At 41.2% G+C, this 24,689-nt stretch carries 21 protein-coding genes; 12 read left to right on the forward strand and 9 right to left on the reverse strand.

The features are described from left to right. Window positions 1–182: 182 nt before the first annotated feature. Both CWC04_RS10275 and rraA read right to left on the reverse strand, forming a co-directional pair. Complete coding sequence (locus tag CWC04_RS10275; RefSeq protein ID WP_138685406.1) at window positions 183–1,229, reverse strand: formimidoylglutamase; 1,047 nt, start codon at window positions 1,227–1,229, stop codon at window positions 183–185. 77 nt (window positions 1,230–1,306) lie between these two features. Next, a complete protein-coding gene (gene rraA, locus CWC04_RS10280; protein WP_004589330.1) occupies window positions 1,307–1,804 on the reverse strand; it encodes a ribonuclease E activity regulator RraA in 498 nt (165 codons plus the stop codon). 202 nt (window positions 1,805–2,006) lie between these two features. Between rraA and CWC04_RS10285 the strand changes: the two genes are divergently transcribed. From CWC04_RS10285 to CWC04_RS10295, 3 genes are all read left to right on the forward strand, one after another. Continuing rightward, window positions 2,007–2,546 carry a phosphatase PAP2 family protein gene (locus CWC04_RS10285; RefSeq protein ID WP_138685351.1) on the forward strand — a complete coding sequence of 180 codons (540 nt, stop codon included), beginning with the start codon at window positions 2,007–2,009 and terminating at the stop codon, window positions 2,544–2,546. Further along, window positions 2,543–3,580 carry an MJ1255/VC2487 family glycosyltransferase gene (locus tag CWC04_RS10290; protein ID WP_096738977.1) on the forward strand — a complete coding sequence of 346 codons (1,038 nt, stop codon included), beginning with the start codon at window positions 2,543–2,545 and terminating at the stop codon, window positions 3,578–3,580. The genes CWC04_RS10285 and CWC04_RS10290 overlap by 4 nt, the downstream gene beginning before the upstream one ends. A gap of 89 nt (window positions 3,581–3,669) precedes the next feature. Then, window positions 3,670–5,550, forward strand: a complete 1,881-nt coding sequence (locus tag CWC04_RS10295) for a methyl-accepting chemotaxis protein (RefSeq protein WP_138685352.1) — start codon at window positions 3,670–3,672, stop codon at window positions 5,548–5,550. 31 nt (window positions 5,551–5,581) lie between these two features. Here CWC04_RS10295 and CWC04_RS10300 read toward each other — a convergent pair whose 3' ends face one another. From CWC04_RS10300 to priA, 5 genes are all read right to left on the reverse strand, one after another. After that, the gene (locus CWC04_RS10300; protein WP_138685353.1) at window positions 5,582–5,956 is read right to left on the reverse strand and encodes a gamma-butyrobetaine hydroxylase family protein; all 375 of its coding nucleotides are present in this window, start codon (window positions 5,954–5,956) and stop codon (window positions 5,582–5,584) included. A 61-nt stretch (window positions 5,957–6,017) separates the two neighbouring features. Next, window positions 6,018–7,346 carry an ATP-dependent protease ATPase subunit HslU gene (hslU, locus tag CWC04_RS10305; protein WP_004589335.1) on the reverse strand — a complete coding sequence of 443 codons (1,329 nt, stop codon included), beginning with the start codon at window positions 7,344–7,346 and terminating at the stop codon, window positions 6,018–6,020. Between the two features lie 11 nt (window positions 7,347–7,357). After that, on the reverse strand, window positions 7,358–7,876 hold the full coding sequence (gene hslV / locus CWC04_RS10310; protein ID WP_004589336.1) for an ATP-dependent protease subunit HslV: 519 nt from the start codon (window positions 7,874–7,876) through the stop codon (window positions 7,358–7,360). A 79-nt stretch (window positions 7,877–7,955) separates the two neighbouring features. Then, window positions 7,956–8,483, reverse strand: a complete 528-nt coding sequence (locus CWC04_RS10315) for an SPOR domain-containing protein (RefSeq protein ID WP_004589337.1) — start codon at window positions 8,481–8,483, stop codon at window positions 7,956–7,958. 11 nt (window positions 8,484–8,494) lie between these two features. Further along, entirely contained in the window at window positions 8,495–10,681 is a 2,187-nt protein-coding gene (gene priA, locus CWC04_RS10320; protein WP_138685354.1) for a primosomal protein N', read from the reverse strand. 232 nt (window positions 10,682–10,913) lie between these two features. On the opposite strand from priA, the gene rpmE reads away from it, so the two are divergent. Together rpmE and CWC04_RS10330 are read left to right on the forward strand one after the other, a co-directional pair. Continuing rightward, complete coding sequence (gene rpmE, locus CWC04_RS10325) at window positions 10,914–11,129, forward strand: 50S ribosomal protein L31 (protein WP_004589339.1); 216 nt, start codon at window positions 10,914–10,916, stop codon at window positions 11,127–11,129. Window positions 11,130–11,649: 520 nt separating this feature from the next. Next, window positions 11,650–12,891: a malic enzyme-like NAD(P)-binding protein gene (locus CWC04_RS10330; RefSeq protein ID WP_024032535.1), complete on the forward strand. Its 1,242-nt coding sequence runs from the start codon at window positions 11,650–11,652 to the stop codon at window positions 12,889–12,891. 61 nt (window positions 12,892–12,952) lie between these two features. Here CWC04_RS10330 and metJ read toward each other — a convergent pair whose 3' ends face one another. Further along, the gene (gene metJ / locus CWC04_RS10335; protein ID WP_004589341.1) at window positions 12,953–13,273 is read right to left on the reverse strand and encodes a met regulon transcriptional regulator MetJ; all 321 of its coding nucleotides are present in this window, start codon (window positions 13,271–13,273) and stop codon (window positions 12,953–12,955) included. 268 nt (window positions 13,274–13,541) lie between these two features. On the opposite strand from metJ, the gene metB reads away from it, so the two are divergent. Further along, on the forward strand, window positions 13,542–14,789 hold the full coding sequence (gene metB / locus CWC04_RS10340; protein ID WP_126005655.1) for a cystathionine gamma-synthase: 1,248 nt from the start codon (window positions 13,542–13,544) through the stop codon (window positions 14,787–14,789). 6 nt (window positions 14,790–14,795) lie between these two features. After that, window positions 14,796–17,141: a bifunctional aspartate kinase/homoserine dehydrogenase II gene (gene metL, locus CWC04_RS10345; protein WP_138685355.1), complete on the forward strand. Its 2,346-nt coding sequence runs from the start codon at window positions 14,796–14,798 to the stop codon at window positions 17,139–17,141. A gap of 54 nt (window positions 17,142–17,195) precedes the next feature. On the opposite strand, the gene CWC04_RS10350 is transcribed toward metL, so the two are convergent. Further along, window positions 17,196–19,712, reverse strand: a complete 2,517-nt coding sequence (locus tag CWC04_RS10350) for a penicillin-binding protein 1A (protein ID WP_138685356.1) — start codon at window positions 19,710–19,712, stop codon at window positions 17,196–17,198. 131 nt (window positions 19,713–19,843) lie between these two features. On the opposite strand from CWC04_RS10350, the gene CWC04_RS10355 reads away from it, so the two are divergent. Genes CWC04_RS10355 through CWC04_RS10375 form a run of 5 tightly spaced genes read left to right on the forward strand, consistent with a single transcriptional unit; the run spans window position 19,844 to window position 24,688 of the window. Beyond that, window positions 19,844–20,923 (forward strand): pilus assembly protein PilM, encoded by a 1,080-nt coding sequence (locus CWC04_RS10355; RefSeq protein ID WP_004589345.1) that lies wholly within the window; start codon window positions 19,844–19,846, stop codon window positions 20,921–20,923. Beyond that, window positions 20,911–21,483 carry a PilN domain-containing protein gene (locus CWC04_RS10360; protein ID WP_024032531.1) on the forward strand — a complete coding sequence of 191 codons (573 nt, stop codon included), beginning with the start codon at window positions 20,911–20,913 and terminating at the stop codon, window positions 21,481–21,483. The genes CWC04_RS10355 and CWC04_RS10360 overlap by 13 nt, the downstream gene beginning before the upstream one ends. Next, window positions 21,473–22,078, forward strand: a complete 606-nt coding sequence (locus CWC04_RS10365) for a type IV pilus inner membrane component PilO (protein WP_004589347.1) — start codon at window positions 21,473–21,475, stop codon at window positions 22,076–22,078. The genes CWC04_RS10360 and CWC04_RS10365 overlap by 11 nt, the downstream gene beginning before the upstream one ends. Beyond that, window positions 22,075–22,611 (forward strand): pilus assembly protein PilP, encoded by a 537-nt coding sequence (locus tag CWC04_RS10370; RefSeq protein ID WP_138685357.1) that lies wholly within the window; start codon window positions 22,075–22,077, stop codon window positions 22,609–22,611. The genes CWC04_RS10365 and CWC04_RS10370 overlap by 4 nt, the downstream gene beginning before the upstream one ends. Then, window positions 22,598–24,688 (forward strand): type IV pilus secretin PilQ, encoded by a 2,091-nt coding sequence (locus tag CWC04_RS10375; protein ID WP_138685358.1) that lies wholly within the window; start codon window positions 22,598–22,600, stop codon window positions 24,686–24,688. Before CWC04_RS10370 ends, CWC04_RS10375 begins: the two co-directional genes overlap by 14 nt. Window position 24,689 lies beyond the last annotated feature (1 nt).

Here is a 24,689-nt window from a genome sequence, read left to right on the forward strand (position 1 = left end):
TTATTTTGTAAGGGAAATTCAGCAATTCGCTGCGATAGAATTACTCACTTATAAGCGTATAGCGTGCAAAAGTGAGTTATACACCTGCCAATAGTAAGCTCAATTAACTCACCATTTTTAGCTAAGTCAGTAACGTAATTCAGCGGCCTTAAAAATACAGCGGTTAATTAAGCTAATTACAATTAACGCGTTTTTGCATGTAAGTAGGCATTAACTAATGCACTAATAATTTGCCCACAGCTTTGCATACCTGCTGTTAACCCAGTTGGGTGATTTAGCGGTGCAGCTTCACACAAATGTAGGTAGCGGGCAGTGCTGTGTTTTGCTGTTAAATACACATAATGCTCAGCATCACTAACGCTAAAGCCGCAGCATGTATACGCGCTGGCCGGTAAAAATGAAATGCTGTCTAAGTCGAGTTCAATACCAAGTGGCGCTTTATTAAACGCTGCTAAGGCGTGCTGTACGGCGTCGGTTAGTGATATTTCTCTGCGTACATTAATAGCTTGATAGCTGTGAAAACTACATTGATTTTGTGCGATTAAGTCAAAAATGGCTTGGTTATTTTTTTGCTCATGCAGGCCAATAATATGATATTGCTGCAATGCATTTTTCTTCAAGGCATAGCTAAAGCCATTGCCGCTGTGGCGACCTTCGCAAGGCCGTAAATCTGCATGGGGATCAAAATTTATAGCGTTAACTGAAGCCCCACTATGTTTGCTTAAAGCACTGAGTATGCCAAAGCTATTATTGTGCCCACCGCCGATAATAATAGGCTCAAGGCCCGCATTAAATATAAGCGTTAATACCACCTCTACTCGCTCATCTATCGTTGCGCATAGTTTGCGTAATTGAGCCAGCTCTTCAGCATGCTGGTTATTTAAGCCTTGCGCTTGCACCATTACATCATCAACGTCAATTTCGCCTAACAGCAATACCTGCTGGGTCGCGTTAAACTGGTTAACTGGTTGGTTCAAAAAGTATTGTAAAAAAGCGGGCCAAGCTTGATGTGAGCCACCATTGCCTAAATTAGCGCGAGGGCCTATATCTTCACATATACCAATTAATACGTAGCGAATACCAAATTGCGCTGCATCATTAAGGGCTTGTTGTACATTTACATGGGTGTCTAATAGGGCAACAGACTGCCAGGTTTTTGTTTCGTTAACGCGTGTGGAGCAGTAGGGTTTAACGGCGTTTTCATCATACACTTTTAAGGTAGGGTGCACTGTGTTGAATCCGTGTTGAGCAGCAAAAATTATTCGTGGTGGCGTAAGCAGTGCTCTGTTGAGCACTGCTTGTTACTTTATTCTTCGATAACTTCTAGTTCAAGTTCTTCTGCTGATAATACAATGCCAGTACTATCTGCATAGATAAAATCGTCATCAAAAAACGACACACCAGCAAAGTTAACGCCAATGCCATCTTCACCAGCGCCTTCGCTGTCGGCGGCAACAGGAATTGATGCAATCGCTTGAATACCTAAATCAATTTCTTCTAACTCATCTACATGACGCACAGCACCAAATACAATAATGCCGTTCCAGTTGTTATCAAGCGCAAGCTCTGCAAGTTCAATGTCGATAAGGGCGCGTCGTGTTGAGCCACCACCATCGATAAGTAGTACTTGATCAGTACCGTCTTGTGAGAGTATTTCACGGATCAGTTCATTATTTTCAAAACATTTAACCGTTTTAATTCGGCCGCCAAACGTGTGTCGACCACCAAAGTTGATGAACATCGGTTCAAGCACGTCAACCACATCGGCAAAAAAGTCACATAAGTCAGAAGTGCTGTAATCCATTATTTTATCCTCAAAGGGTACATAAGTTACCCTCAGTATACCCTCCTTATATGCAATAACAACGACTTAATAGCAGTAAATTTATTCAAAAAATGCCGAAATTAGAAATGGCAACAATAGTGTCTTAAAAGCGTCACTCAATTGTTATTTTCTGCCACTAAGCTTTAACTATGATTAGATATTGTGCAGCTAAGGGTAAATAATGAACGACAATAACGTGCTTAAAAAAATGGCTCAAATGGATGAACAACTCTTTTTAACTCTGTTTAATTATAATTCACCCAAATGGCTGAAAACGGCTGCGCTTGGTTTATCTAAAAGTGGTGATGGTGGTTTATATTTACTTATGTGTGGCGCTGTTTGGTGGCTAAGTACCAATGAGCAGCATCAGTTATTGCCAATATCGGTGTTACTGGGGTTTGCAATTGAAAGGCCTATTTATTTTTTAGCAAAACGTAGCTTTGGCCGAATCCGCCCCTGCGATTGCTTAGTCAGTAATGCGTATATTGTGCCTAGTGACAAATTTAGTTTGCCTTCGGGACACAGTGCAGCAGCATTTTTAGTTGCGGTAATATTGAGTCACTTTTTTGCAGAGTATGCGTGGCTTTGGTTTAGTTGGGCATCGGGGGTGGCGGTTTCTCGCGTAGTATTGGGCGTACATTTTCCGGCAGATATAATAATAGGCGCCGTTATTGGCAGTTCATGCGGTTTATTTGCGCTAGCTTTGGTGGTGCCTGTATGAAGATATTATACGGCATACAAGGCACAGGTAATGGCCACATTACGCGCGCCCGTGTTATGGCAAGTTGTTTTAAAGAGTTAGGTATAGATGTAGATTACGTTTTTTCAGGACGCCCTGAAAAAGACTACTTTGATATGCAGGACTTTGCTGATTACAAAACGTTTCGGGGTTTATCGTTTAGCACTAAAAACGGCCAAGTAAAAAGCTATCAAACATTAAAAAATGCCCGAGTGTGTAAGTTAGTTAACGATATAAAATCATTTAATGTAAAAAAATACGATTTTGTCTTAAATGACTTTGAGCCTATTTCAGCTTGGGCTGCAAAGCGCGCAGGCGTGCCTGTAGTCGGTATTAGTCACCAGGCGGCTTTTTTATCTAATAGCGTGCCTATGTTTGGTCGTGGTTTATTTAGAAAGTCTCTTATTAAGCACTACGCGCCAGCAAGCACCTATTTAGGCGTACATTGGCAGCCCTTTGCAGATAATATCATACCGCCCTTTATTGCAAACCATAACCATGGCAATCCTGTCGCCGTTATGAATAAAGTGCTGGTGTATTTACCCTTTGAAAACCTCGACAACATTATTGATTATTTAAAGGACTTCCCAGAAAAAGAGTTTTACTGTTACCACCCGCACGCGCAGGATAAATCCCTTGGGCATATTCATTTGCGCACTCCTTCACGAGCGGGGTTTTTAAACGACTTAGCAAATACCAGTGGCGTAATTGGTAATGCAGGCTTTGAGCTGGCAAGTGAGGCCTTAAAGCTTGGGAAAAAATTATTACTTAAACCTCTTGATGGTCAGTTTGAGCAAGATGCAAATGCACAAACATTGCGGGCGATGAAAATGGCCCATGTAATGAACTATTTAAACCCGCAAGCGCTGGATGATTGGAATAGTGCCCCGCAAAACAAACAAATTAATTTTCCCAGTGATCCTGCCCCTTTGGTTAAATGGCTACTTAATAAACAGTGGCATGACACTCACTCATTGCATAAAGATTTATGGGGGAATGTTAATCTAAAAGCATGAGTTATATGTATAAAAAGTTAATAAAAAGTTCAATATAAAGCGCCAGAACGTACTACACTATTAGTGCATATTAAATATAGGTGTTTTCAATGAATTTTTTACAAAACTTAACCATTAAAAGGCGTTTGCAACTTAATGCAGTGGTAGTCGGTCTGGCAATGGTCATTTTGTTGTGTGTGATAATTTATGAGTCACGCGTAACACTCAATCTGAATAAAACAATTCAGCTTGCAGAAGAGCTCAACGTACATGCACTAGAGCTTAGAAAGCATGAAAAAAACTTTCTTTTTTACAAGCAGCAGGAAGCACTTACATTATTTGATAAGGATTTTAAACAGCTAAGCACTAAAATCAAAAAGCTGCAGGAGGTAATGCAACAGCAGGGCATTACCACAGCGCAAATTGAGCATTTTCATACGCTTATTACTAACTACAACAACAATTTTTCAGAGGTTGTTAGGTTACAGCAACAGATAGGTTTAAACCCTAAAGATGGGTTATATGGCAAGCTCAGAACTGCAGTGCATGAAGTTGAGGTGCTATTAAAAGAGCAAGATAACTTTGAGCTTTTATCGGCAATGCTACAGCTGCGACGCGCTGAGAAAGATTTTATGCTGCGCTTTGATGCAAAATACTTAACTCGCTTTAACGAACTTATTAGTACGTTTAAACAAAAAATTACCCAAGCTGATTTACAAAGTAGTTATAAGTCGCAAATAAGCCCTTTAATAGATACGTATCAAAGTGCTTTTCAAAATCTTGTAAAGGCACAAACGCAGTTAGGGCTCGATTTAGACTCTGGTGCACTAGGCGTTATGCGTATTAACGTAGAAAAAAGCGATCAAGTTGTTGGTCAAATTGTTGAGTCAACCAAGCTGGAAGTTGAGAAAAGCGTTGACCAAGCGCAGTTTATTGCCATCGTTGTATTTGTTATTTCGGGCATTATAGTGTTGGCGCTGGTGTACTTTACTAGCCACTCGATTATTGTGCCTATTGAGCGGGTATATCACACCATAAACGACATACGCCGTAATAACGACTTAAGCGTAATGATAGAGCAAACAGGTAATGATGAAGTTACCATTATGACCTCGGACTTTAATAGTTTAATAGGCGATTTTAAAAACCTCATAAACGAAGTAAATACCGCGCTTAATACGTTAAATGTGGCAACAGAGCACTTATCTGAAAGTACCTCTGCAACAAGTTCAGGCATGCAAGAGCAGTTACATGAGGCGGATATGGTTGCCACTGCGGCTACGCAAATGCAGGCAACGATTCAAGATATTTCTCATAATACCGAAGCTGCTGCTAAAAAAGCAGAGTCAACCAATCTAAGCGCGCAGCAAGGGCGTAATGAAGTAGACTCTACGGTTAAGCACATACGCGATTTATCTTCATCGTTAGGTAACGCATCAAGTGTGGTATCGCAACTTGAAAAAGACGGTGAAACCATAGGTTCTGTGCTCGATGTAATCAGAGGCATTGCAGAGCAAACTAATTTACTTGCATTGAATGCCGCGATAGAAGCCGCTCGTGCTGGTGAGCAAGGGCGAGGCTTTGCTGTTGTGGCGGATGAAGTACGCTCGCTTGCGCAACGTACACAAGAGTCTACCAGTGAAATTGAAGGCATTATTAATACGCTTCAGCAGCGCACGCAAGAGGTAGTAAGTATTATGCATCAATGTCGCTCGCAAGGTGATGAAAGTGCTTCACAAGCAATTAAAGCGGGTGATTTACTGGGTGCTATTACCGAAGATGTGCAAACCATAATGGAAATGAGCACTCAAATTGCCGTTGCTATTGATGAGCAAAGTCAGGTGGCATCAGAGGTGAACAAAAATGTAGTACGCATTAGAGACATTGCCCAAGATGCCTCTGAGCATGCAGTTAATAATGCGCAAACCAGTGAAGAAGTCTCTGAACAAGCGCGCGTGTTATTTGCGGCTATTGATAAGTTTAAAGTGTAATACAGTGTAGCGTTTAAAAAGCCAATAAGGTTTAGGGAACAAACTTTATTGGTACGCTATCTTTGTTTTGTTCGTGCTCGGCAAGACGCGCTTGGTATTTATCCCGCAAGGTTTCGTGCTGCGCTTGTAGTGTTTCAAAGTAGCTCCAGCTAAATAGCCCGCTGTTATGGCCATCATCAAAGTCTAATCTAAGTGCGTAATGCCCCACCGGTACAATCTTTTTTATACCAACATGTTGTTTATTAAGTACCAACTTCATTGGCTCTGCACCATGCCCTTGCACTTCGGCCGAGGGAGAGTGAACGCGTAAAAACTCGCAGCTAAATACAGCCATACTGTCATCATCAAAGTAAACATCTAGGTTTTTACTCACGCTATGATAATGCACTTTTGTTACGTGTTTCATTTTATATATCCCATTAAAAAGCCCCCAATATGGAGGCTTTTAGTATAGTATTTTGCCTACCTTATAAAATAAAGCGGCTTAAATCTTCATCTTCAACTAATGCGCCTAAATGTTTTTCTACATAAGCGGCATCAATAGTAAGGGTAGAGCCTGCTTGTTCAGACGCATCGTATGAAATTTCTTCCATTAGCTTTTCCATTACCGTATGTAAGCGACGAGCACCAATGTTTTCGGTTTTCTCGTTTACTTGCCAAGCGGCTTTAGCAATGCGCTCTATTGCATCATCGTTAAACTCAACATTTACTTGCTCAGTTTTAAGCAATTCACGTTGCTGCTCAGTAAGTGAAGCATGCGGCTCGGTAAGAATTCGTTTAAAGTCATTAGCACTTAGTGCTTCAAGCTCTACACGAATAGGTAAACGACCTTGTAGCTCAGGGATCATGTCTGATGGTTTAGCCATTTGGAACGCACCTGATGCAATAAATAGCATGTGGTCGGTTTTCACCATACCGTGCTTAGTATTAACGGTTGAGCCTTCAATTAAAGGAAGTAGGTCGCGTTGTACACCTTCACGGCTAACATCTGGGCCTGACGAATCGCCACGCTTACAAATTTTGTCTATTTCATCAATAAACACAATGCCGTTTTGCTCTACTGCAAAAATAGCCTGCTCTTTTAGCTCTTCAGGATTAACTAATTTAGCGGCTTCTTCTTCGGTTAATAACTTAAAGGCTTCTTTAATTTTTAACTTACGCTTAGTGCGTTTGTCGCCACCCATGTTTTGGAACATGCTTTGCAACTGGTTGGTCATATCTTCCATACCAGGAGGCGCCATAATCTCTACATTTGGCTGTGCTTGCGCTAGATCTATTTCTATTTCTTTATCATCAAGCTGACCTTCGCGTAATTTTTTACGGAATGTTTGACGAGTAGATGAGTTGTCATCGCGCTGCGTTTCACCGTATTGATCTTTAGCCGGTGGTAAAAGTGCATCTAAAATACGCTCTTCTGCTGCTTCTTCTGCGCGGTGTTTAAACTTTTTAGTTTGTTGCTCGCGGGTCATTTTAATTGATACATCAACTAAATCGCGAATGATAGTCTCTACTTCTTTACCAACATAACCCACTTCAGTAAATTTAGTCGCCTCTACTTTAATAAAAGGCGCATTAGCGAGTTTAGCTAAACGGCGGGCAATTTCAGTTTTACCGACACCGGTTGGGCCAATCATTAAAATGTTTTTAGGGGTTACTTCGCTGCGTAAGTCATCGTTTAGTTGCATACGGCGCCAGCGATTACGCAGGGCAATAGCCACGGCTTTTTTAGCATTAGCTTGACCAATAATATGCTGATCTAACTCGTGTACAATTTCTCTTGGGGTCATAGCAGACATAATGGGTCCTATTATAATTCTTCGATTGTTTGGAAGTTGTTGGTAAATACACAGATGTTGCCAGCAATGGTCAGGCTTTTTTCTACGATATCGCGAGCGCTTAAATCGGTGTTTTCTAATAGGGCAGTGGCTGCTGATTGAGCAAAGTTACCACCGCTACCAATGGCAATTAAATCGTTTTCTGGCTGCACTACATCACCATTGCCGGTGATAATTAGTGAAGCAGTTTCATCTGCAACCGCAAGGAGTGCCTCAAGCTTGCGTAAGGCTCTGTCGCTACGCCAGTCTTTGGCCATTTCTACAGCGGCTTTAGTGAGGTTACCTTGGTGCATTTCTAGTTTGCTTTCAAAGCGTTCGAAAAGGGTAAAGGCATCAGCAGTACCGCCGGCAAAACCAGCAATTACTTTGCCATTATAAAGGCGTCGAACTTTACGGGCGTTGCCCTTCATTACGGTATTACCAAGTGAAACTTGGCCGTCGCCACCAATTACTACTTTATTGTCGCGGCGTACACTTACGATAGTGGTCATGTTATTCCTCATCATCAAGCTGCGGGGGCAGCTTGTAAAAAACGATTATGATGAGGTTATATGGGTGAATGGACTAATTTCAAGTCCAGCCCCAAATTCCGCAGCTAACAACATGCACTCGTTTGAGTTTGTTTTTGTCGCTTTCGGCTTGACGCTTTGTTTTATAAGGACCTAAACGCACTTTATACCAAACACCATTAGTACCTGTGGTCTTTTTAATTTCAGAAATTAAGCCCGCAAAGGCAATTTTAGCTTTGAGGGTTTCGGCTTGTGCGTGTGTTCTAAACGACCCACACTGCATAACATAGGGGCCTTTTTGCTCAATTTCTCTTACTTCAACTTGGATCTCGTGCTCTTTAATTTCTTCAATGAACTTAGGAGCGCGAGGTTTAGCTATTTCTACTTTTTCAGCTGTTTTAGGGTGCGCCTGCTGCTCAACCAGCTCAGGGTCGGCGTTATTTTTAATAAACCATAAGCCGTAAGCAAAGCCGCCTACAAGCAAAACAGTAATAACAACTAAAAGTATAGGAAATGGTTTTTTAGCAGGGGCTTGCTTGGTGTTTTTTCTACCCGCTGGTTTTTTATTAATATAATCGTGCTGTGCCATTTGGCTTTAACCTAAATCATGTCTATAGGGTCAACATCAAGGCTCCAGCGCACTTTTTGTGCAAGTTTGCTGGTGCTTAAATAGTCGACCATTTGCGCAAGATACTGATGCAATACTTTGCGGTCTTGCGCTTGAATATGCAATTGAAACCGGTACATACCCGCCACTCTTTCTAGTGGGGCAGGGATTGGACCGAGCAATTGTATACCAGATACACCGTTAACAGGAACCAAATCCGTCAAAAAATCGACAACGAGCTTAATACTGTGCCCTTGTGCTCTAACTATAGCCATATTGGTAATGGGTGGAAGGTCGGCATCATCACGCTCACTTAAAGCAAAACGGGCAAAATCTTGGTAGCCATTATTTACTAAGTCTTGCAATAAAGGGTGTTCAGGAAAGTGGGTTTGCAGTAATACTTGGCCTGGCTCACCAGAGCGACCCGCGCGCCCAGCAACTTGAGTTACCAGCTGGGCTAAATGCTCTGTGGCTCTAAAATCGCACGAGTACAAGCTACTATCTACATCTAATATAAGCACTAAGCTAACATCGGCAAAATGATGACCTTTAGCCAACATTTGTGTGCCCACTAAAATACGCGCCCCGCCTTGGTTTATCTCCTCTAAGGCTTTTTCTAAGCTCCCTTTACGGCGGGTTGAATCGCGGTCGATGCGGGTTACGGGTGTATCGGGGAATTCACTCGATAAAAATTCTTCAATTTGTTCGGTGCCTTTACCGTTTGGAAAAATTTGTGTGCTACCGCAATCAGGACACTGGTGAGGTACTGGGTGTTGCTCTCCACAGTGGTGGCAAATCATTTGGCCAATGGCTTTATGAAAAGTTGCGCTGGTGCTGCAGCGATTACACTCACTCAGCCAACCGCATTCGTGACAAATTAGCGTAGGAGAAAAGCCACGACGATTTAAAAACACCATAACTTGCTTACCACGGTTTAAATGTTGGCGCATAGTGGCAAGGCTTGCGTGTGCAATACCGGCTTGGTCGGGCTGGCCTTTCATATCGAGCAACATAAACTGATTATCGGTCGCAGTTTGAGCGCGCTCTGTAAGGCTTAAAAGTTGGTATTTGTTGTTTATAGCTTTGTGCAGTGTTTCGAGCGCAGGGGTGGCACTGCCTAAAATAAGCGGTATTTTGTGCTGAAATGCCCGATAAGCGGCTAAATCGCGTGCGTGGTAGCGTAAGGTATCCTGCTGTTTAAATGAAGAGTCATGCTCTTCATCAACCACTATCATTCCTAACTTTAAAAAAGGTAGAAAAATACTCGAACGGGTACCTATTACAATTGCGCAGCTGCCTTTTTCGCAAAAACGCCATGTTTGCAAGCGTTCGTTATCGGTTAGGGCAGAGTGCCATAGCATAATTGGCGTATCGGGAAAGCGACGACGAAATCGGTTAACAGTTTGTGGCGTTAAGCCTATTTCAGGCACCAATACTAAGGCTTGCTCGCCACGTTTAAGGACTTCTTCTAGGCATTGTAAATATACTTCGGTTTTACCACTGCCTGTCACACCTTCTAATAAAAAGCTTTTAAAGCCAACACTTTGATTTATTGTAGTGCACGCTACGGCTTGCTCTTTATTAAGTACTGGCTTAGTGCCAACTGTGGGGGCAACGCTTTGCCATTGATTATCATGCTCAATGCTTTGGGTTATAAGCTCTTTATCTATTAAGGCATCTATTGTTTTTTTACTAAAGCCGAGCGCTTTTAGCTCGGTTACCGACGACTTACCCGATTGCGCGAGTTGCTTTAGTAAATTTAACTGAGTTTTTGCTTTTAATGATGGAACCTTTGCGCCTTTTTCGGTAAGGCTAACCATGTTAATGCTAGTTTTATCTGGGTTTTCACCTTGGCGAAGTGCACCTGGCAGTGCAATGTGTATGGTTTCGCCGAGCGGATAGCAATAATAGCGTGCAGTAAAGCTAAGCAGTTCTAAATGCTGTGATGATAAAATAGGAGTTTGGTCAATAACCTCAGTAACCGCTTTAATTTTGTTCTCTGGCACGTCGGTATGCGTTTTAAGAGCAAGAACAACCGCTACTTTCTTTTGATTGCCAAAAGGCACTAAAACACGCATCCCTGGCATAATAGGCGCCGAGGGCGAGATGAGTTGTTCATCTATTTTATAATCAAAGGTGCGTGGTAACGGAACTTTAATAGCAACTTCAACAAAACGCATAACAACTCATGTGATAAAGGGTAATAGCTTAATGTACTAAAAATAAGGCTAAAAACCTACATACAAATGGATGCGGTAGCGCTGGTTGGTTACTTTTTTGGCAAAAAGCGTAATTAAAGCTTGTGCGGGGCAAGCTAGTTGGATAAAATCCGCGGCCTATAAATTTGTTTTAACGACGTATGGTGCCAGACTTCGGGTTTGGAGAGCGATGCGGCCTTAACTAGAGGTTCCTATGAAAGAAGGTATTCACCCTAAGTACGAAGCAATTTCTGCAACATGTTCATGCGGAAACAAATTCGAAACTCGTTCTACTCTTTGTAAAGACATTCACCTAGACGTATGTTCTGCGTGTCACCCGTTTTACACTGGTAAGCAAAAGATTTTAGACACTGGCGGCCGTGTTGATCGCTTCAACAAGCGCTTCGGTGCACTTAGCAGCAAGAAGTAATTATTGCTGTTTAGTAAAAAAAGCACCTTCGGGTGCTTTTTTTGTGCCTAAAATTCATCATTTTTACTGAAAAACCACCGATTATTGCCGTACTACGTGTGCATAACTATTTCCTGTTCTTATTCTGAATATGCATAAACCTTTGCAGACAAACTCACAATTCTTCTCTATATTTTTTATACGTTAATTTTTAACCAAGCTGCTAAAAGTGCTTATCGTGGCGATATTTGTTTTTAACGGTGATAAACGCGCCATATTGGTGCATTTTACTATTTTAATATTCTGCTATTTTAGAAAAATATTGGCAGGGCAAAATGAACCTCAAAAAGCACTTTTTGAATGAATTTTTATTTGTTTAATATTGATAACTTTTAGCGAAGTTGCTGATAAATCACTTAAAATTAACGGATATAGCATATAACAGGATAGACCTGATATTGCTTGGAATTTAAAAATAATAAGAGTATCTTAGCCCCATACTCCCTCTCACTTAACTTAAATTGCAGGATACCATCGCGTTATGTCAGATTTTCGTGAACAAGCATTACACTACCACTCTCACCCCGTTCCAGGCAAAATCAGCATTGAGCTAACAAAACCAGCCGAAACGGTGCAAGATTTAGCATTAGCATACAGCCCTGGTGTTGCAGAGCCTGTGCGCGAAATTGCAGCAGACCCAGCCAATGCATATAAATATACCGGTAAAGGTAATATGGTTGCGGTGATCAGTAATGGTACGGCAATTTTAGGTTTGGGTAATTTAGGGCCGTTAGCCTCTAAACCTGTTATGGAAGGTAAGTCGCTTTTATTTAAACGTTTTGCTGGCTTAGATTCTATTGATATTGAAGTTAAGCATCGCACCACCGAAGACTTTATAAATACAGTGGCTAATATTGCCGATACGTTTGGTGGTATTAACTTAGAAGATATTAAAGCGCCAGAGTGTTTTGAAATTGAAAAAGCACTTATTGAGCGTTGCAGTATTCCGGTTTTTCATGATGACCAACACGGTACCGCTATTGTAACTGCAGCAGGTATGCTTAACGCCTTAGAAGTGCAGGGCAAATCAATAGAAGATGCAATTATTGTATGTTTAGGTGCAGGCGCTGCAGCGGTTGCTTGTATGGAGCTGTTAATTAAGTGTGGTGCACTGCGCGAACATATTTATATGCTAGACCGCAAAGGGGTTATTCATACTCGCCGCGATGACTTAAACGAATACAAACAGCTTTTTGCTAACAATACAGATAAACGTACTCTACAAGATGTAATTGCTGATGCTGATGTGTTTGTAGGTGTATCGGGTCCTAACTTACTTGCACCTGAAGATCTAAAACTAATGGCCGATAAGCCAGTGGTGTTTGCATGTTCAAACCCAGATCCTGAAATTGCACCTGAGCTTGCGCACAGTGCACGTAAAGACTTAATTATGGCAACGGGCCGTTCTGATTTCCCTAACCAAGTTAATAATGTTTTATGTTTCCCGTTTATTTTCCGTGGTGCACTTGATGTACGTGCAAGCGCAATTAACGATGAAATGAAAATAGCCGCTGTTGAAGCTATTCGTAGTATTGCTAAAGAGCCAGTGCCTGAGCAAGTATTAAAAGCAGCGGGTGTAGAAAAGCTCGAATTTGGTGCAGACTACATTATTCCTAAACCGATGGACCCGCGTTTATTACCACGTATAGCCAAGGCGGTTGCTATTGCTGCTGTTGAATCGGGCGTGGCACAAATTGACTTACCGGAAAATTATATGGCGTAATCTATAGCGCTGAAACAAAAAAACCTCAGCATGCTGAGGTTTTTTTGTTTAAAAAGACGTTTTATTCTTCGTCTAAAATAGGCACTTCTAAACCCATTTCTTGCATTATTTTTTTTACTTCTTCAGGTACTTTTTCTGCGTTATCTTTACGTAGGTCATCATCATTAGGTAATGGCTGGCCTGTAAAAGCATGCAAAAACGCTTCGCATAGTAACTCGCTGTTTGTTGCATGACGCAGGTTGTTTATTTGACGACGTGTACGCTCATCAGTTAATACTTTTAATACATTTAGCGGGATCGAAACGGTGATCTTTTTAACTTGCTCTGATTTTTTCCCGTGTTCTGCGTATGGGTGAATATACTCACCATTCCATTTAGCCATAAGATGTATCGTTGCCTCAGATTATTAATTTCTCACACGGCGTAAAAAGCGTGTAAATATGCGTGAAATTCTATCGTTTTAAAAAAGATAGTCAAATAATAGATAGCAATCTATCTTAATAAGCTGGCTGTAATAGTAAATACAGCCTCATTGAAGTTTTACACATCTGTTATTTTTAGCCATCTAGAGCTTTAAAAGCTTTGACTTATTATAATGGATAACTTACTCTTTTAGACGTCTAAACATCCAAATTAATCAGGTGACGAATATGAGCGAAAAAAACAAAGCAACCATTGCTGTACGAAATGGGGTTGATGCCGATAAACATCATGGCGCCGTTGTACCGCCAATTTATTTATCGACGACTTATTCGTTTGCCGATTTTGATACTAAGCGCGCATACGACTATGGACGCAGTGGTAATCCTAATCGCGATATTTTAGCTGAAACTTTAGCAGAACTTGAAGGTGGCGCACGCGGAATTATTACTGCTACGGGCATGGCAGCAGTGCACTTAGCCACACAGTTATTAAATAACGATGATACATTGGTTATTCCTCACGATTGTTATGGCGGCAGCTACCGTTTATTTACGTCGTTAGAAAAGCGCGGCTTGCTTAAACTTAAAGTACTTGATTTAACTAAACCAGAAAGCCTAGAACAAATTTTAACCATTAAACCTAAATTAATTTGGATAGAAACACCAAGTAACCCTGTGCTGCGCCTAACGGATATTAAAGCCGTGACGGATATAGCAAAACAGTGCGGTGCATTAGTGGCCGCCGATAACACCTTTTTATCACCGGCATTACAAAACCCCATTAAGTTTGGCGTAGATATTGTTGTGCACTCAACCACTAAATATATAAACGGCCATTCTGATGTTGTAGGCGGTGCAGTTGTTGCTGCAACACAAGAGCTTGGTGATGAGCTTGCTTGGTGGGCCAATAACATTGGTATTACCGGCGCACCATTTGATAGCTATTTAACGTTACGTGGTTTACGTACTTTAAATGTGCGTTTAAAACAGCACCAAGAAAATGCCCTGGCAATTGCTAAATACTTAGAAAGCTCTGAGTATGTTAGCCAAGTTTACTACCCAGGCCTTGAATCGCATCCTCAACATGCGCTTGCTAAAGCCCAACAGCTTGGGTTTGGTGGTATGGTTAGTTTTGATATTAAAGGCGATGTAGATGATGCAGCGGCGTTTTTAACGAGCCTTAAAGAATTTAGCTTAGCAGAATCGTTAGGTGGGGTTGAGAGTTTAATTTGTCATCCTGCGACCATGACTCACGCAGGTATGGAAGCTCAAGCACGTTTAGAGGCGGGTGTGGGCGATACGCTAATTCGTATTTCGGTCGGTATTGAAGATGTAGAAGACCTACTGGCTGATTTTGAACGTGTATTTAACTTAGTTAAACCTGGTCAAAATAAAAATGTAGGGCGTGTTGGTAAAGCTGCAGGCAATGCCAATGGTGATGTAAAGCAGCAGGCTGCTCATCCAGCTTTGTGGTGATTGAGTATGGTAAAAAGTGTACATAAATTTGGCGGCTCGAGCTTAAGCTCGGGCGAGCGCTATCAAAGTGTGGCAAAAATAATTATTGGCCACACACAGCCTGGCGATTGCGTGGTTGTATCTGCTGCGGGTAAAACCACCGATACATTGGTATCGCTGTGGCAAAGTTATCAACAACAAGATAAGCAAGCCGTTGCTGATATTTTGCTGCAATTGAGTAATCACCAAACGGCATTAATTGAAGAGTTATTAAAAGCTGATGCTAAACACACGGTTTTAGCTGTGTTGGCGCAAGAGCTAAGTGACGTAGCAGAGCAAGCCAGCAAGCAGCAGTTGCAAGAGGCGGCCTTACTGGCGCATGGTGAGCTGTGGTCTGCGCGATTATTGGCAGCCTATTTAACGCAATTAAACATTCAAGCGTGTGCTCATGATGCTAGAGCGCTGTTTAGTGTAACAAGCGGGGAGCTTTTGCATGCGCAAAACAAACAGCAATGCAGCCAAGTTATTGAAGCAAATAAAATTAACGTAGTAACAGGGTTTATCGCAGCAAGTGCTGATGGTAAAACAGTTACGCTTGGGCGCAATGGCAGTGATTACAGCGCCACCTTATTAGCCAATTATTGCGACGCACAAAATGTATGTATTTGGACTGATACGCCAGGGGTATTTAGTGCCGACCCACGTAAAGTTGAAAAGGCGATTAAGTACAACAAGGTGTGCCGTGAACAAGCTAACTTATTAGCTCGATTGGGTAACCCGGTTTTACATGCTAAAACGCTTTCGCCTTTAAAAAACAGTAATATTAAACTGGCTGTACGTAGTAGTTTTGATGTGCAAACTGCCCCTACCGATATTGTAAAACAAGGCAAAGCTAAGCAAAAACGTTTTATTACTACATTACAAAACGTTGATTTACTGCTCGTTGAAGGCCTTAACGCGGGAGAAGTGGCGCATGTTAGCCAGCTTATTCAGCACAGCCTTCATCATTTTATACACAACGGCGATACATACTTAGTTGTGCCCGCGGGTGCAACGCATCAAGTAGTGAGTTATTTCGCTGGGCGAGCAAATATAAGCGAGTCTAATTTAAATGGCTGCGCGGTGGTTGCGCCTACGCAAGATGTTTACACATTAAGTACATTAGCGGCTGAGGTTTTAAATCAGCAAAGTATTCACCCTCGTTTTATTCATCAAGATACAGGCTATACATTGCTGTTAACAGATCAGTTAATAGAAAGCGATGTACTTAGTTTATTGCACGAAAAATTAATTAATAAAGGTCAAGAAGTTGCTCTGGTTGTGGCTGGCTTAGGTAATGTAGGCGATGAATTTTTAAGCCAGCTAGATGCTCAATTTAAGCGTTTGTCGGGCGATTATAGTATTAAGCTAGTTGGGTTAATTCGCTCGCAACATATGCTATTTAATGCCTCGGGTATTACACTCGGACAGTGGAAAAAACAATGGCAGCATAATGCCGTTGCTTATGAGCAGGCGGATTTATTAAGTGCATTAAACGAACTTGATTACGAGCACAAAGTTGTTGTTGATATAACGGCAAGCGAGCAATTTAGCCAATTATACACCGACTTTGTAGAGCGAGACTGCCATTTAATAAGTGCTAACAAGTACGCAGGCACTGCTGCATCTAATTGGTATAACGCGCTGCGCCAAAGTATTAGCGAGCGTAACTTGCATTGGCGCTACAACACCAGTGTTGGGGCAGGATTGCCAATTAACTTTGCGTTGGCCGATTTACAAAATAGTGGCGATAAAATTACCCGTATTGAAGGTGTTTTCTCGGGCACACTCTCGTGGCTATGCAGTAAGTACGATGGCAGTGTGGCATTTTCTGACCTTGTTCTTGAAGCGCAAAAAATGGGCTTTACAGAGCCTGATCCTCGCGAGGATTTATCTGGCCGCGATATGCAACGTAAATTGCTAATACTTGCGCGCGAGCTTGGTATTGAATTAGATTTAGATGATATAAGCTTACAAGCATTAATGCCTGATGAGCTAGCCCAAGGTTCATGGGATGACTTTTTAGCGAATAAAGATAAGCTAAATGCCTTTATTAAACACCATGCCGATGCGGCAAATGCTCAAGATGCTGTACTTAGGTATACCGGTTTATTGGCATTAGAGCAGGGTAAAGTATCGGCGAAGGTAGGTATAACTTACGCGCCTAAAGGGGACGCCTTAGCTAACTTAACACCTGGCGATAATATCTTTGTTATTAATAGCCAGTGGTACAACGAAAACGCCTTAGTAATACAAGGCCCTGGGGCAGGCAAAGAAGTGACCGCCGCGGGAGTGCACTCTGATTTATATTGGTTAGTTAAAAACCTAAAATAGCGCAGCAAATATTAATAGTAAAACGGCAGCTTGTGTAAGCTGCCGTTTTTGTTTTTAGAATAGCTCTTCTTCTGTTTTTGTATCTTCTTCAAAAATATCAGTTGGCTGAGACAGCACATATTTTGTAGGCGCAGTGCCTTTTTCAAAATATTCAAAGCGACTGGTGTAGTCGTTTTTATGACTTAACAAACCTGTTTTTAAATCGATACGAATTGAAACTAGCCCTTCAGGAGGCTCTATTGGCGCTTCTGGTGTGCCCTCAAGCGCCACTTTCATAAAATCAACCCAAGCAGGCTGTGCCGTTTTGGCGCCCGATTCAGCACCAGAGATTTGACTGCTATCTAGGTTGTTATTATAGGTTGAGCGTCCTAACGAGTTACCTGGGTTGTCAAAACCAACCCATACAGACGTTACTACATTGCGGTTAAAGCCGCTAAACCAAGTATCAACAGAGTCATTGGTTGTGCCTGTTTTACCCGATAGATCGCGTCTATCTAATGCTTGCGCACGCCAGCCTGTCCCGCTCCAGCCTGTTTTATGGGTCCAGCTACCGCCACCCCATACTGCGCTGTGCATTGCTTCAGCAATTAAAAAAGCATTTTGCTTTGAAATAACACGTGGTGCACAACGTGCTTGCGTGGCTGTATCATCTGTTATGTCGGTATCTAGGTTATTGTTGGCAAAGCTATCCATTGCTTGAGAGACGGGTAATAACTCGTCTTCATCGCAAGCAAGAGCCGGGTTTGCTTTAAATAGTACATTGCCATAGGCATCTTGAATTTCAGATATAAAGTAAGGTTCAATTAAGTGACCGCCATTAGCAAATGCGCTCATGCCGCGAGCAAGCTCTAATGGCGTGATTGATGCACTGCCTAATGCTAACGATTCACTGCGGTTAATATCAGCATCTTTAAAACCAAACTTAAGCAAGTGATCGGCGGTGCGTTGTAACCCTACACCGCGAAGTAAGCGCACAGAAATAACGTTTTTAGATTGTGCAAGTGCACGGCGAATACGTATAGGGCCATTATAAACTGCTGGGCTGTTTTTTGGTCGCCACGCTACACCTAAACTTTTATCCCACTGGTTTATTGGCGCGTCGTTTAAAATAGAGGCTAATGTATAGCCATTTTCGAGCGCAGCAGAATATATAAACGGTTTAATATTAGAGCCAACTTGGCGTTTAGCTTGTACCGCTCGGTTGTATTGGCTTTGCTCAAAACTGTAACCGCCTACTATAGCTTTAATACGGCCATCTTGTGGGTCGAGTGAAACAAGTGCACTGGCAGCTTCTGGTATTTGGCTTAGTAGGTAACTGCTGTCGTTATTTTTACGCAGCCATATTTGCATGCCAGGGGTAAGAATGTCAGTAGCGGCTTTAGGGGCAAAACTTTGGCGGTAGCGAGTAATGTATTTGCGCGCCCATTTTAAATTATCCCAATCAAGTGTGGTGCGCTGGCCATTTTTTAAAATAACGTCAGCGGTTTTCTCTGTCACATTTAACACCACGCCAGCATGCAAATCAGCTATTTCTTTAACAGGTTTTAGCTTTTCTATAATTTGCTGCTCACTTAAGGCAGGCTGTGTTTCTGGATCCCATAACACGTCTACAGGCCCACGAAAGCCATGACGCATATCGTAGTTATGTAAATTATTAACTAAAGCTGTTTGCGCAGCCTTTTGAACTTTAGACTCCACAGAGGTAAATATTTTAAAGCCAGAGTTATATGCTTTTTCTACACCGTAGCGCTCAACCATCTCAGCACGAACCATCTCAGAGATATAAGGGGCGTAAAGGTCTATCTCAGCACCGTGAAAATAAGCAGTGATAGGCTGGTTAGCCGCCTCGTTGTATTGTTTTTGCGTAATATAGTTTTCAGTAAGTAAGCGACCAAGCACTACATTGCGGCGTGCTTTAGCTCTAATTGGGTTACGAATCGGGTTAAGCGCCGAAGGGGCTTTAGGTAAACCGGCAATCATTGCCATTTGTGCAAGAGTGAGGTCTTTTAGTTCTTTGCCATAGTAAACTTGAGCAGCAGCACCAATACCAAATGCACGATTACCTAGTTCTATTTTATTAAGATACAGCTCAAGAATTTCGTCTTTTGTTAATACACTTTCAATATGTAGAGCTATAAAAATCTCTTTAACTTTACGAATATACGCTTTTTCTCGTGTTAAAAAGAAGTTACGAGCAAGCTGCATAGTAATGGTACTCGCGCCTTGTTTTTTCTCACCTGTTGAAATTAACACAATAGCAGAACGGACAATACCAATAGGGTCTATACCAATATGGTCATAAAAACGGTTGTCTTCTGTTGCTAAAAAAGCATCAATTAAAGGCTGGGGAATTTCGTCTATAGTGACGGGGATGCGGCGTTTTTCACCAAATTGATTAATTAAGAGTCCATCTTTTGTAAAGACTTGCATAGGGGTTTGTAATTGCACGTCTTTTAAAACTTGCACACTGGGGATATCAGGTTTAACGTAATAATAAAGGCTGATTAAAGTGATCAGACCAAATAACGTGCAAATGATAAAAAATTGTAATGTTCGTTTTAATAAAATCACTTATATTTCCCTAAATGGACTCCCAATTGCGAGTTTAGACTGCTAGTATATATTGATTAAAAAATGAATAATATTTTTTACTAAAAAAATTATAACTTGTTTATTATTAAAACAAAGGTCAAGTTGCAAACATGCTAAGTCAACTATTTCAAAAGCCATCCACTGCGATGGTCGGAATTGATATCGGATCGCACTCTATCAAAGCAGTGCTTTTAAGTGAAATTGAAACGGGATTTCGACTAGAAGCACTTGCAATTGAACCTATGCCAAAAGGGGCAATGAGCGAGCGCTCTATTCAGGATATTGAAGCAATTGGTAACATAATTACAAAATTAAAAAGAAAACTACCAAAATCTTTAAAATCAGCGGCAGTGGCTGTATCAGGGCAAACCGTTATCACTAAAGTTATTTTTATGGATGTTTCATTAAGTGACGCTGAATTAGAGTCGCAAATTGAAATAGAAGCTGACAGCTTAATACCTTACCCCCTTGATGAAGTGAGTTTAGATTTTGAAAAGCTCTCTACCAACGAAGCCGACCCGAGTAAAATGAATGTGTTGTTATCTGCTGCACGTACAGAAAGTGTTGAAGCCCGTGTGGGCGCACTTGAGGCGGCAAACTTAACCGCTAAAGTGGTTGATGTTGAAAGCTATGCGTTAAGTAGAGCAATGGATGTGTATTATCAGCAATTACCAAGTGACGCCTTTAATAAGTGTGTTGCTGTGGTAGATATTGGCGCTGTTTTAATGTTGGTGAGTGTTGTTCAAGCAGGTGAAACAATTTATACCCGTGACCAAGTGTTTGGTGGCGACCAATACACTAACAGCATTGTGTCTTACTATAATAAAGGCTTTGATGAGGCTGAAATAGGCAAAACAACGGGTGACTTACCCCCTAATTATACTTTTGAAGTGCTGGCGCCGTTTCAAACATCATTATTGCAACAAGTGCGCCGTGCGGTACAAATGTTTTTAACAACCACAGGTAAAGATCAAGTAGATTATATTGTGCTAACCGGCGGTACATCGATGATTGACGGTTTAGATAGGTTGTTAATTGAAGAGCTAGGTATTCATGCTGTGGTTGCTGAACCATTTGCAAATATGGAAGTTTCGCCAAAAGTAGACAGAAATGTAATGCAGCGAAATAGAACGCAGTTTGCAATTGCTACTGGTTTGGCATTAAGGAGCTTTTCATCATGCCACATATAAATCTATTGCCGTGGCGAGAGCTGCAGCGTGAAGAATCAAAAAAGAAATTTATAACAATTTTAGTTGCGGTTGTTATTGGCTGTTTTGCAAGTATGTACTTACTTAGCTCTTTTTACGCGGGTTTAAAAGATGGCCAAAATTTAAAAAATAATTATTTAAGCTCAGAAATAAGCATGCTTGATAAAAAAATCAGTGAAATTAGAAATCTTGATAAGCGAAAAGAAAATTTACAACAACGTATGCGATTAATTGAAGAGCTACAAAGCAGCCGTAATTTAGGTACTCAAATTATGGATGAAGTAGCTAAAATTGTACCTCAAGGCGTGTATTTAACTAAGCTTGAGCGCCGCGGTAGTCAAATACATGTGCTAGGGCGCAGTGAATCAAACAACCGTTTATCTACTATGCTGCGTCAGGTGCAAGGCTCATATTTATTAGAAAGACCTACCATGCAAGGCATTGTGGCAGGCGATCAAACATCACGGTTACTCAGTGATTTTAATATGGAGTTTTACGTAAAACCATTTGATGAAATTGGTGAGGTAAGTGATGAACCTTGATTTAAAAGCCTTAAATGAAATAGATTGGAATGAAATTGAGCTCGACAACATTGGCGAGTGGCCCGTTGCGGTAAAAGCAATTTGTTGCTTATTTATAGCCGGTTTAGTGTTGTTTTTTAGTTACAGCCTATTGGTATCTGATGAAATAGACAGCTATCACAGCGCGGTAGCTAAAGAAGTAGAGCTGCGCAGTACCTACAGAACAAAGTATGCCGTAGCCAGTAAGCTTGATATATACCGCCAGCAAATGGTTGAAATGGAAGATAAGTTTTCACAACTACTAAAGCGATTACCTACATCAAATGAAACCCCAGGCCTGTTAGACGATTTATCTTATGTAGGTACTACTAGCGGTTTAACATTTTTGAAAATTGGCTGGTTACCTGAAGTCGAAAAAGAGTTTTATACTGAGCTGCCAATTAAAATTGAAGTAATAGGCACTTACCATGAATTTGGTGAATTTGTAGGAAAAGTAGCCCAATTACCACGAATTGTAAGTTTACACGACTTTTCGATTGTATCATCTGGCGAAAAGCAACTAACATTCAGTGTGGTAGCAAAAACATATCGTTATGAAGAAGGGGTTAAAAAGTGAGATTAGTCCCTTTATTATCATTGTCTGTTTTATTGTTGACAGGTTGTAACGACGATACGTCGGAGCAAAAAGAATTTATTGACCAAGTTAAGGCCAGCACCACGCCTAAAGTTGAGGAAATACCTGAATTAACGCAGTTTGAACATTTTGAATATAATGCATCGCAGTTACGTAGTCCTTTTGTGGCTCCGCAGCCTGAAATTATTCAAAATAAACTAACGCAAATTAAAAATTGTTTACACCCTGACCCTGATAGAGTGAGAGAGCCACTAGAAAAGTATCCGCTCGATAACCTATCAATGAAAGGTACATTAGGCTCTAACGGGCAAATGTGGGCACTGATCACCGCAGCGGATGAAACGCTGCATAGGGTAACGGTAAATAATTACTTAGGGACGTATGACGGTAAAGTTAAGTCTGTAAGTAGTGATTATGTAGAACTAGTTGAATTAATCCCTGATGGGTCGGGTTGTTGGAAAGAGCGGCTGACTAAATTGGAAATGTTAGAGGCGGCAAATAATGGCGCAAATTAATAATAAAAAAGGTAAAACACACATGCATAAGGATGTACTTTGGCATCATCGTTTTCAAACGGTGTTATTTGTCATATTGGCTCTTTTTGTTGCAAAAACAGCCAGTGCAGCGCCGCTACTTTATGATGTACGTTATAACCCCTTGCTAAAAGGCGAGACAGAGTTACAACTTGTATTTGACGAAGAGCTAACACAACAACCTAAAATTCAAGTACACAACACACCAGCGCGCATAGAAATGCTATTTGATGGTGCAGAACTAGAACAGGGTCTTGAAAATGTGCCGGTCGATCACGCAGGTATTAACAGTGTAAGCAGCGTACTGACAGAGCAAGGCTTAAAAGTTACGGTAAATTTAGAGCGTTTAAAAATATACGAAACACAAGTTAATAATAACTTAGTGTCGTTGCGCGTATCTGATAACCCGCTTACTGAGCAAGCTTCTGATGAAAGCAGCAATAGTTATGATGCCTCAAGCGCTTATATTAATCGGATTCAATCTATTGATTTTCGCCGTGGTGAAAAAGGCGAAGCAAAAGTTTTAGTATTTTTACAAGACACGCAAGCTGCAATAGAAGTACATGAAAGTGGTGGAAAAATAATTGCAGAGTTTCATCACACAGATATTTTAGACGACTTACTGTATGAATTAGATGTGCTAGATTTTGGTACTGTAGTAAGTAGCATTGAAACCTTTAAAGAAGATAGCTTAAGCCGTGTAGTTATTGAGCCTAATGCTGCTTTTACCTTTACCTACCAGCAAATAGATAACATTTTAACGTTAACCATTGAAAAAGATGAAACGCAAAATGCCTATTTAGATGGCGGCAAGGAATATCAAGGTCGTCCAATGACCTTAAACTTCCAAGATATTTCGGTTAGAGCTGTACTGCAAATCATAGCGGGTTATAACGAGTTTAACTTAGTAACGAGTGACTCAGTAACCGGCAATATTACGCTTCGTTTAGATGGCGTTCCATGGGATCAGGCTTTAGATGTTGTACTACGTATTAAAGGCCTTGATAAGCGTATGGATGGCTCTATATTGATGGTTGCGCCAGCTGAAGAGCTCGCCGCTCGTGAAGCTAAAGATTTACTAGCAAAACAAAAGGTCGAGGATTTAGAGCCGCTTTACAGTGAGTATATTCGTTTAAACTACGCTAAAGCTGAAGATTTTGCGGATTTACTGAAAACCGACACTAACAGCATCATTTCTGCCCGAGGCAGTGTATCGGTTGACCAGCGTACCAATACATTACTTATTAAAGATTCAGCGAAGAGCATTGAGAGCATTCGCCGTATGATTGAAACACTCGATATCCCAGTGCAACAGGTTATTATTGAATCACGTATGGTAACGGTGCGCGATAACGTCACAGAAGATTTAGGCGTGCGTTGGGGATTTAGTGATCAACAAGATAGTGATGGTATCTCTGGCTCGCTTGAAGGAGCTGAGTCTATCTCAAATGGCATTATTCCTGATTTATCAGACCGTCTTAATGTAAACCTACCTATTACTAACCCTGCGGCAAGTATTGGTTTACACATAGCTAAGTTGGCTAATGGCACTTTAATTGATTTAGAGCTAAGTGCTTTAGAGGAAGAAAATAAGGCTGAGATTATCGCAAGTCCGCGGATTACTGCAGCTAATCAGCAAAAAGCACGTATTGAGCAAGGTACTGAAATCCCCTATACCGAATCAGCCTCAAGTGGTGCTACTACTGTAAGCTTTAAAAAAGCGGTATTGAGCCTTGAGGTTACACCGCATATTACGCCTGATAACAAAGTTATTTTAGACTTAGTTATTACACAAGATACTCGTGGCGAAACGGTTCAAACTGGAACAGGTGAAGCGGTTTCGATAGACACTCAACAAATTGAAACACAAGTGCTGGTTGATAACGGCCAAACCGTTGTGCTGGGTGGTATTTTTCAGCAGCAAATAATTAATACCACAAATAAAGTACCTGTACTTGGTGATATTCCATATGTTGGACGCTTATTTAAGAGCACCAGCGAGTTTAATGAGAAACGTGAATTACTTATTTTCGTGACACCGAAAATACAAATAGACTAAA

Origin of the sequence: Pseudoalteromonas sp. S2893 (assembly GCF_005887105.1) — a bacterium.
GTDB classification, from domain to species: domain Bacteria; phylum Pseudomonadota; class Gammaproteobacteria; order Enterobacterales; family Alteromonadaceae; genus Pseudoalteromonas; species Pseudoalteromonas atlantica.

Excerpts from the sequence above, each read along its gene's own strand:
- rraA (WP_004589330.1), bottom strand. The coding sequence starts at position 1,804 with ATGGATTACAGCACTTCTGACTTATGTGACTTTTTTGCCGATGTGGTT.
- CWC04_RS10285 (WP_138685351.1), top strand. The coding sequence starts at position 2,007 with ATGAACGACAATAACGTGCTTAAAAAAATGGCTCAAATGGATGAACAA.
- CWC04_RS10290 (WP_096738977.1), top strand. The coding sequence starts at position 2,543 with ATGAAGATATTATACGGCATACAAGGCACAGGTAATGGCCACATTACG.
- CWC04_RS10295 (WP_138685352.1), top strand. The coding sequence starts at position 3,670 with ATGAATTTTTTACAAAACTTAACCATTAAAAGGCGTTTGCAACTTAAT.
- CWC04_RS10300 (WP_138685353.1), bottom strand. The coding sequence starts at position 5,956 with ATGAAACACGTAACAAAAGTGCATTATCATAGCGTGAGTAAAAACCTA.
- hslU (WP_004589335.1), bottom strand. The coding sequence starts at position 7,346 with ATGTCTGCTATGACCCCAAGAGAAATTGTACACGAGTTAGATCAGCAT.
- hslV (WP_004589336.1), bottom strand. The coding sequence starts at position 7,876 with ATGACCACTATCGTAAGTGTACGCCGCGACAATAAAGTAGTAATTGGT.
- CWC04_RS10315 (WP_004589337.1), bottom strand. The coding sequence starts at position 8,483 with ATGGCACAGCACGATTATATTAATAAAAAACCAGCGGGTAGAAAAAAC.
- priA (WP_138685354.1), bottom strand. The coding sequence starts at position 10,681 with ATGCGTTTTGTTGAAGTTGCTATTAAAGTTCCGTTACCACGCACCTTT.
- rpmE (WP_004589339.1), top strand. The coding sequence starts at position 10,914 with ATGAAAGAAGGTATTCACCCTAAGTACGAAGCAATTTCTGCAACATGT.
- CWC04_RS10330 (WP_024032535.1), top strand. The coding sequence starts at position 11,650 with ATGTCAGATTTTCGTGAACAAGCATTACACTACCACTCTCACCCCGTT.
- metJ (WP_004589341.1), bottom strand. The coding sequence starts at position 13,273 with ATGGCTAAATGGAATGGTGAGTATATTCACCCATACGCAGAACACGGG.
- metB (WP_126005655.1), top strand. The coding sequence starts at position 13,542 with ATGAGCGAAAAAAACAAAGCAACCATTGCTGTACGAAATGGGGTTGAT.
- metL (WP_138685355.1), top strand. The coding sequence starts at position 14,796 with ATGGTAAAAAGTGTACATAAATTTGGCGGCTCGAGCTTAAGCTCGGGC.
- CWC04_RS10355 (WP_004589345.1), top strand. The coding sequence starts at position 19,844 with ATGCTAAGTCAACTATTTCAAAAGCCATCCACTGCGATGGTCGGAATT.
- CWC04_RS10360 (WP_024032531.1), top strand. The coding sequence starts at position 20,911 with ATGCCACATATAAATCTATTGCCGTGGCGAGAGCTGCAGCGTGAAGAA.
- CWC04_RS10365 (WP_004589347.1), top strand. The coding sequence starts at position 21,473 with ATGAACCTTGATTTAAAAGCCTTAAATGAAATAGATTGGAATGAAATT.
- CWC04_RS10375 (WP_138685358.1), top strand. The coding sequence starts at position 22,598 with ATGGCGCAAATTAATAATAAAAAAGGTAAAACACACATGCATAAGGAT.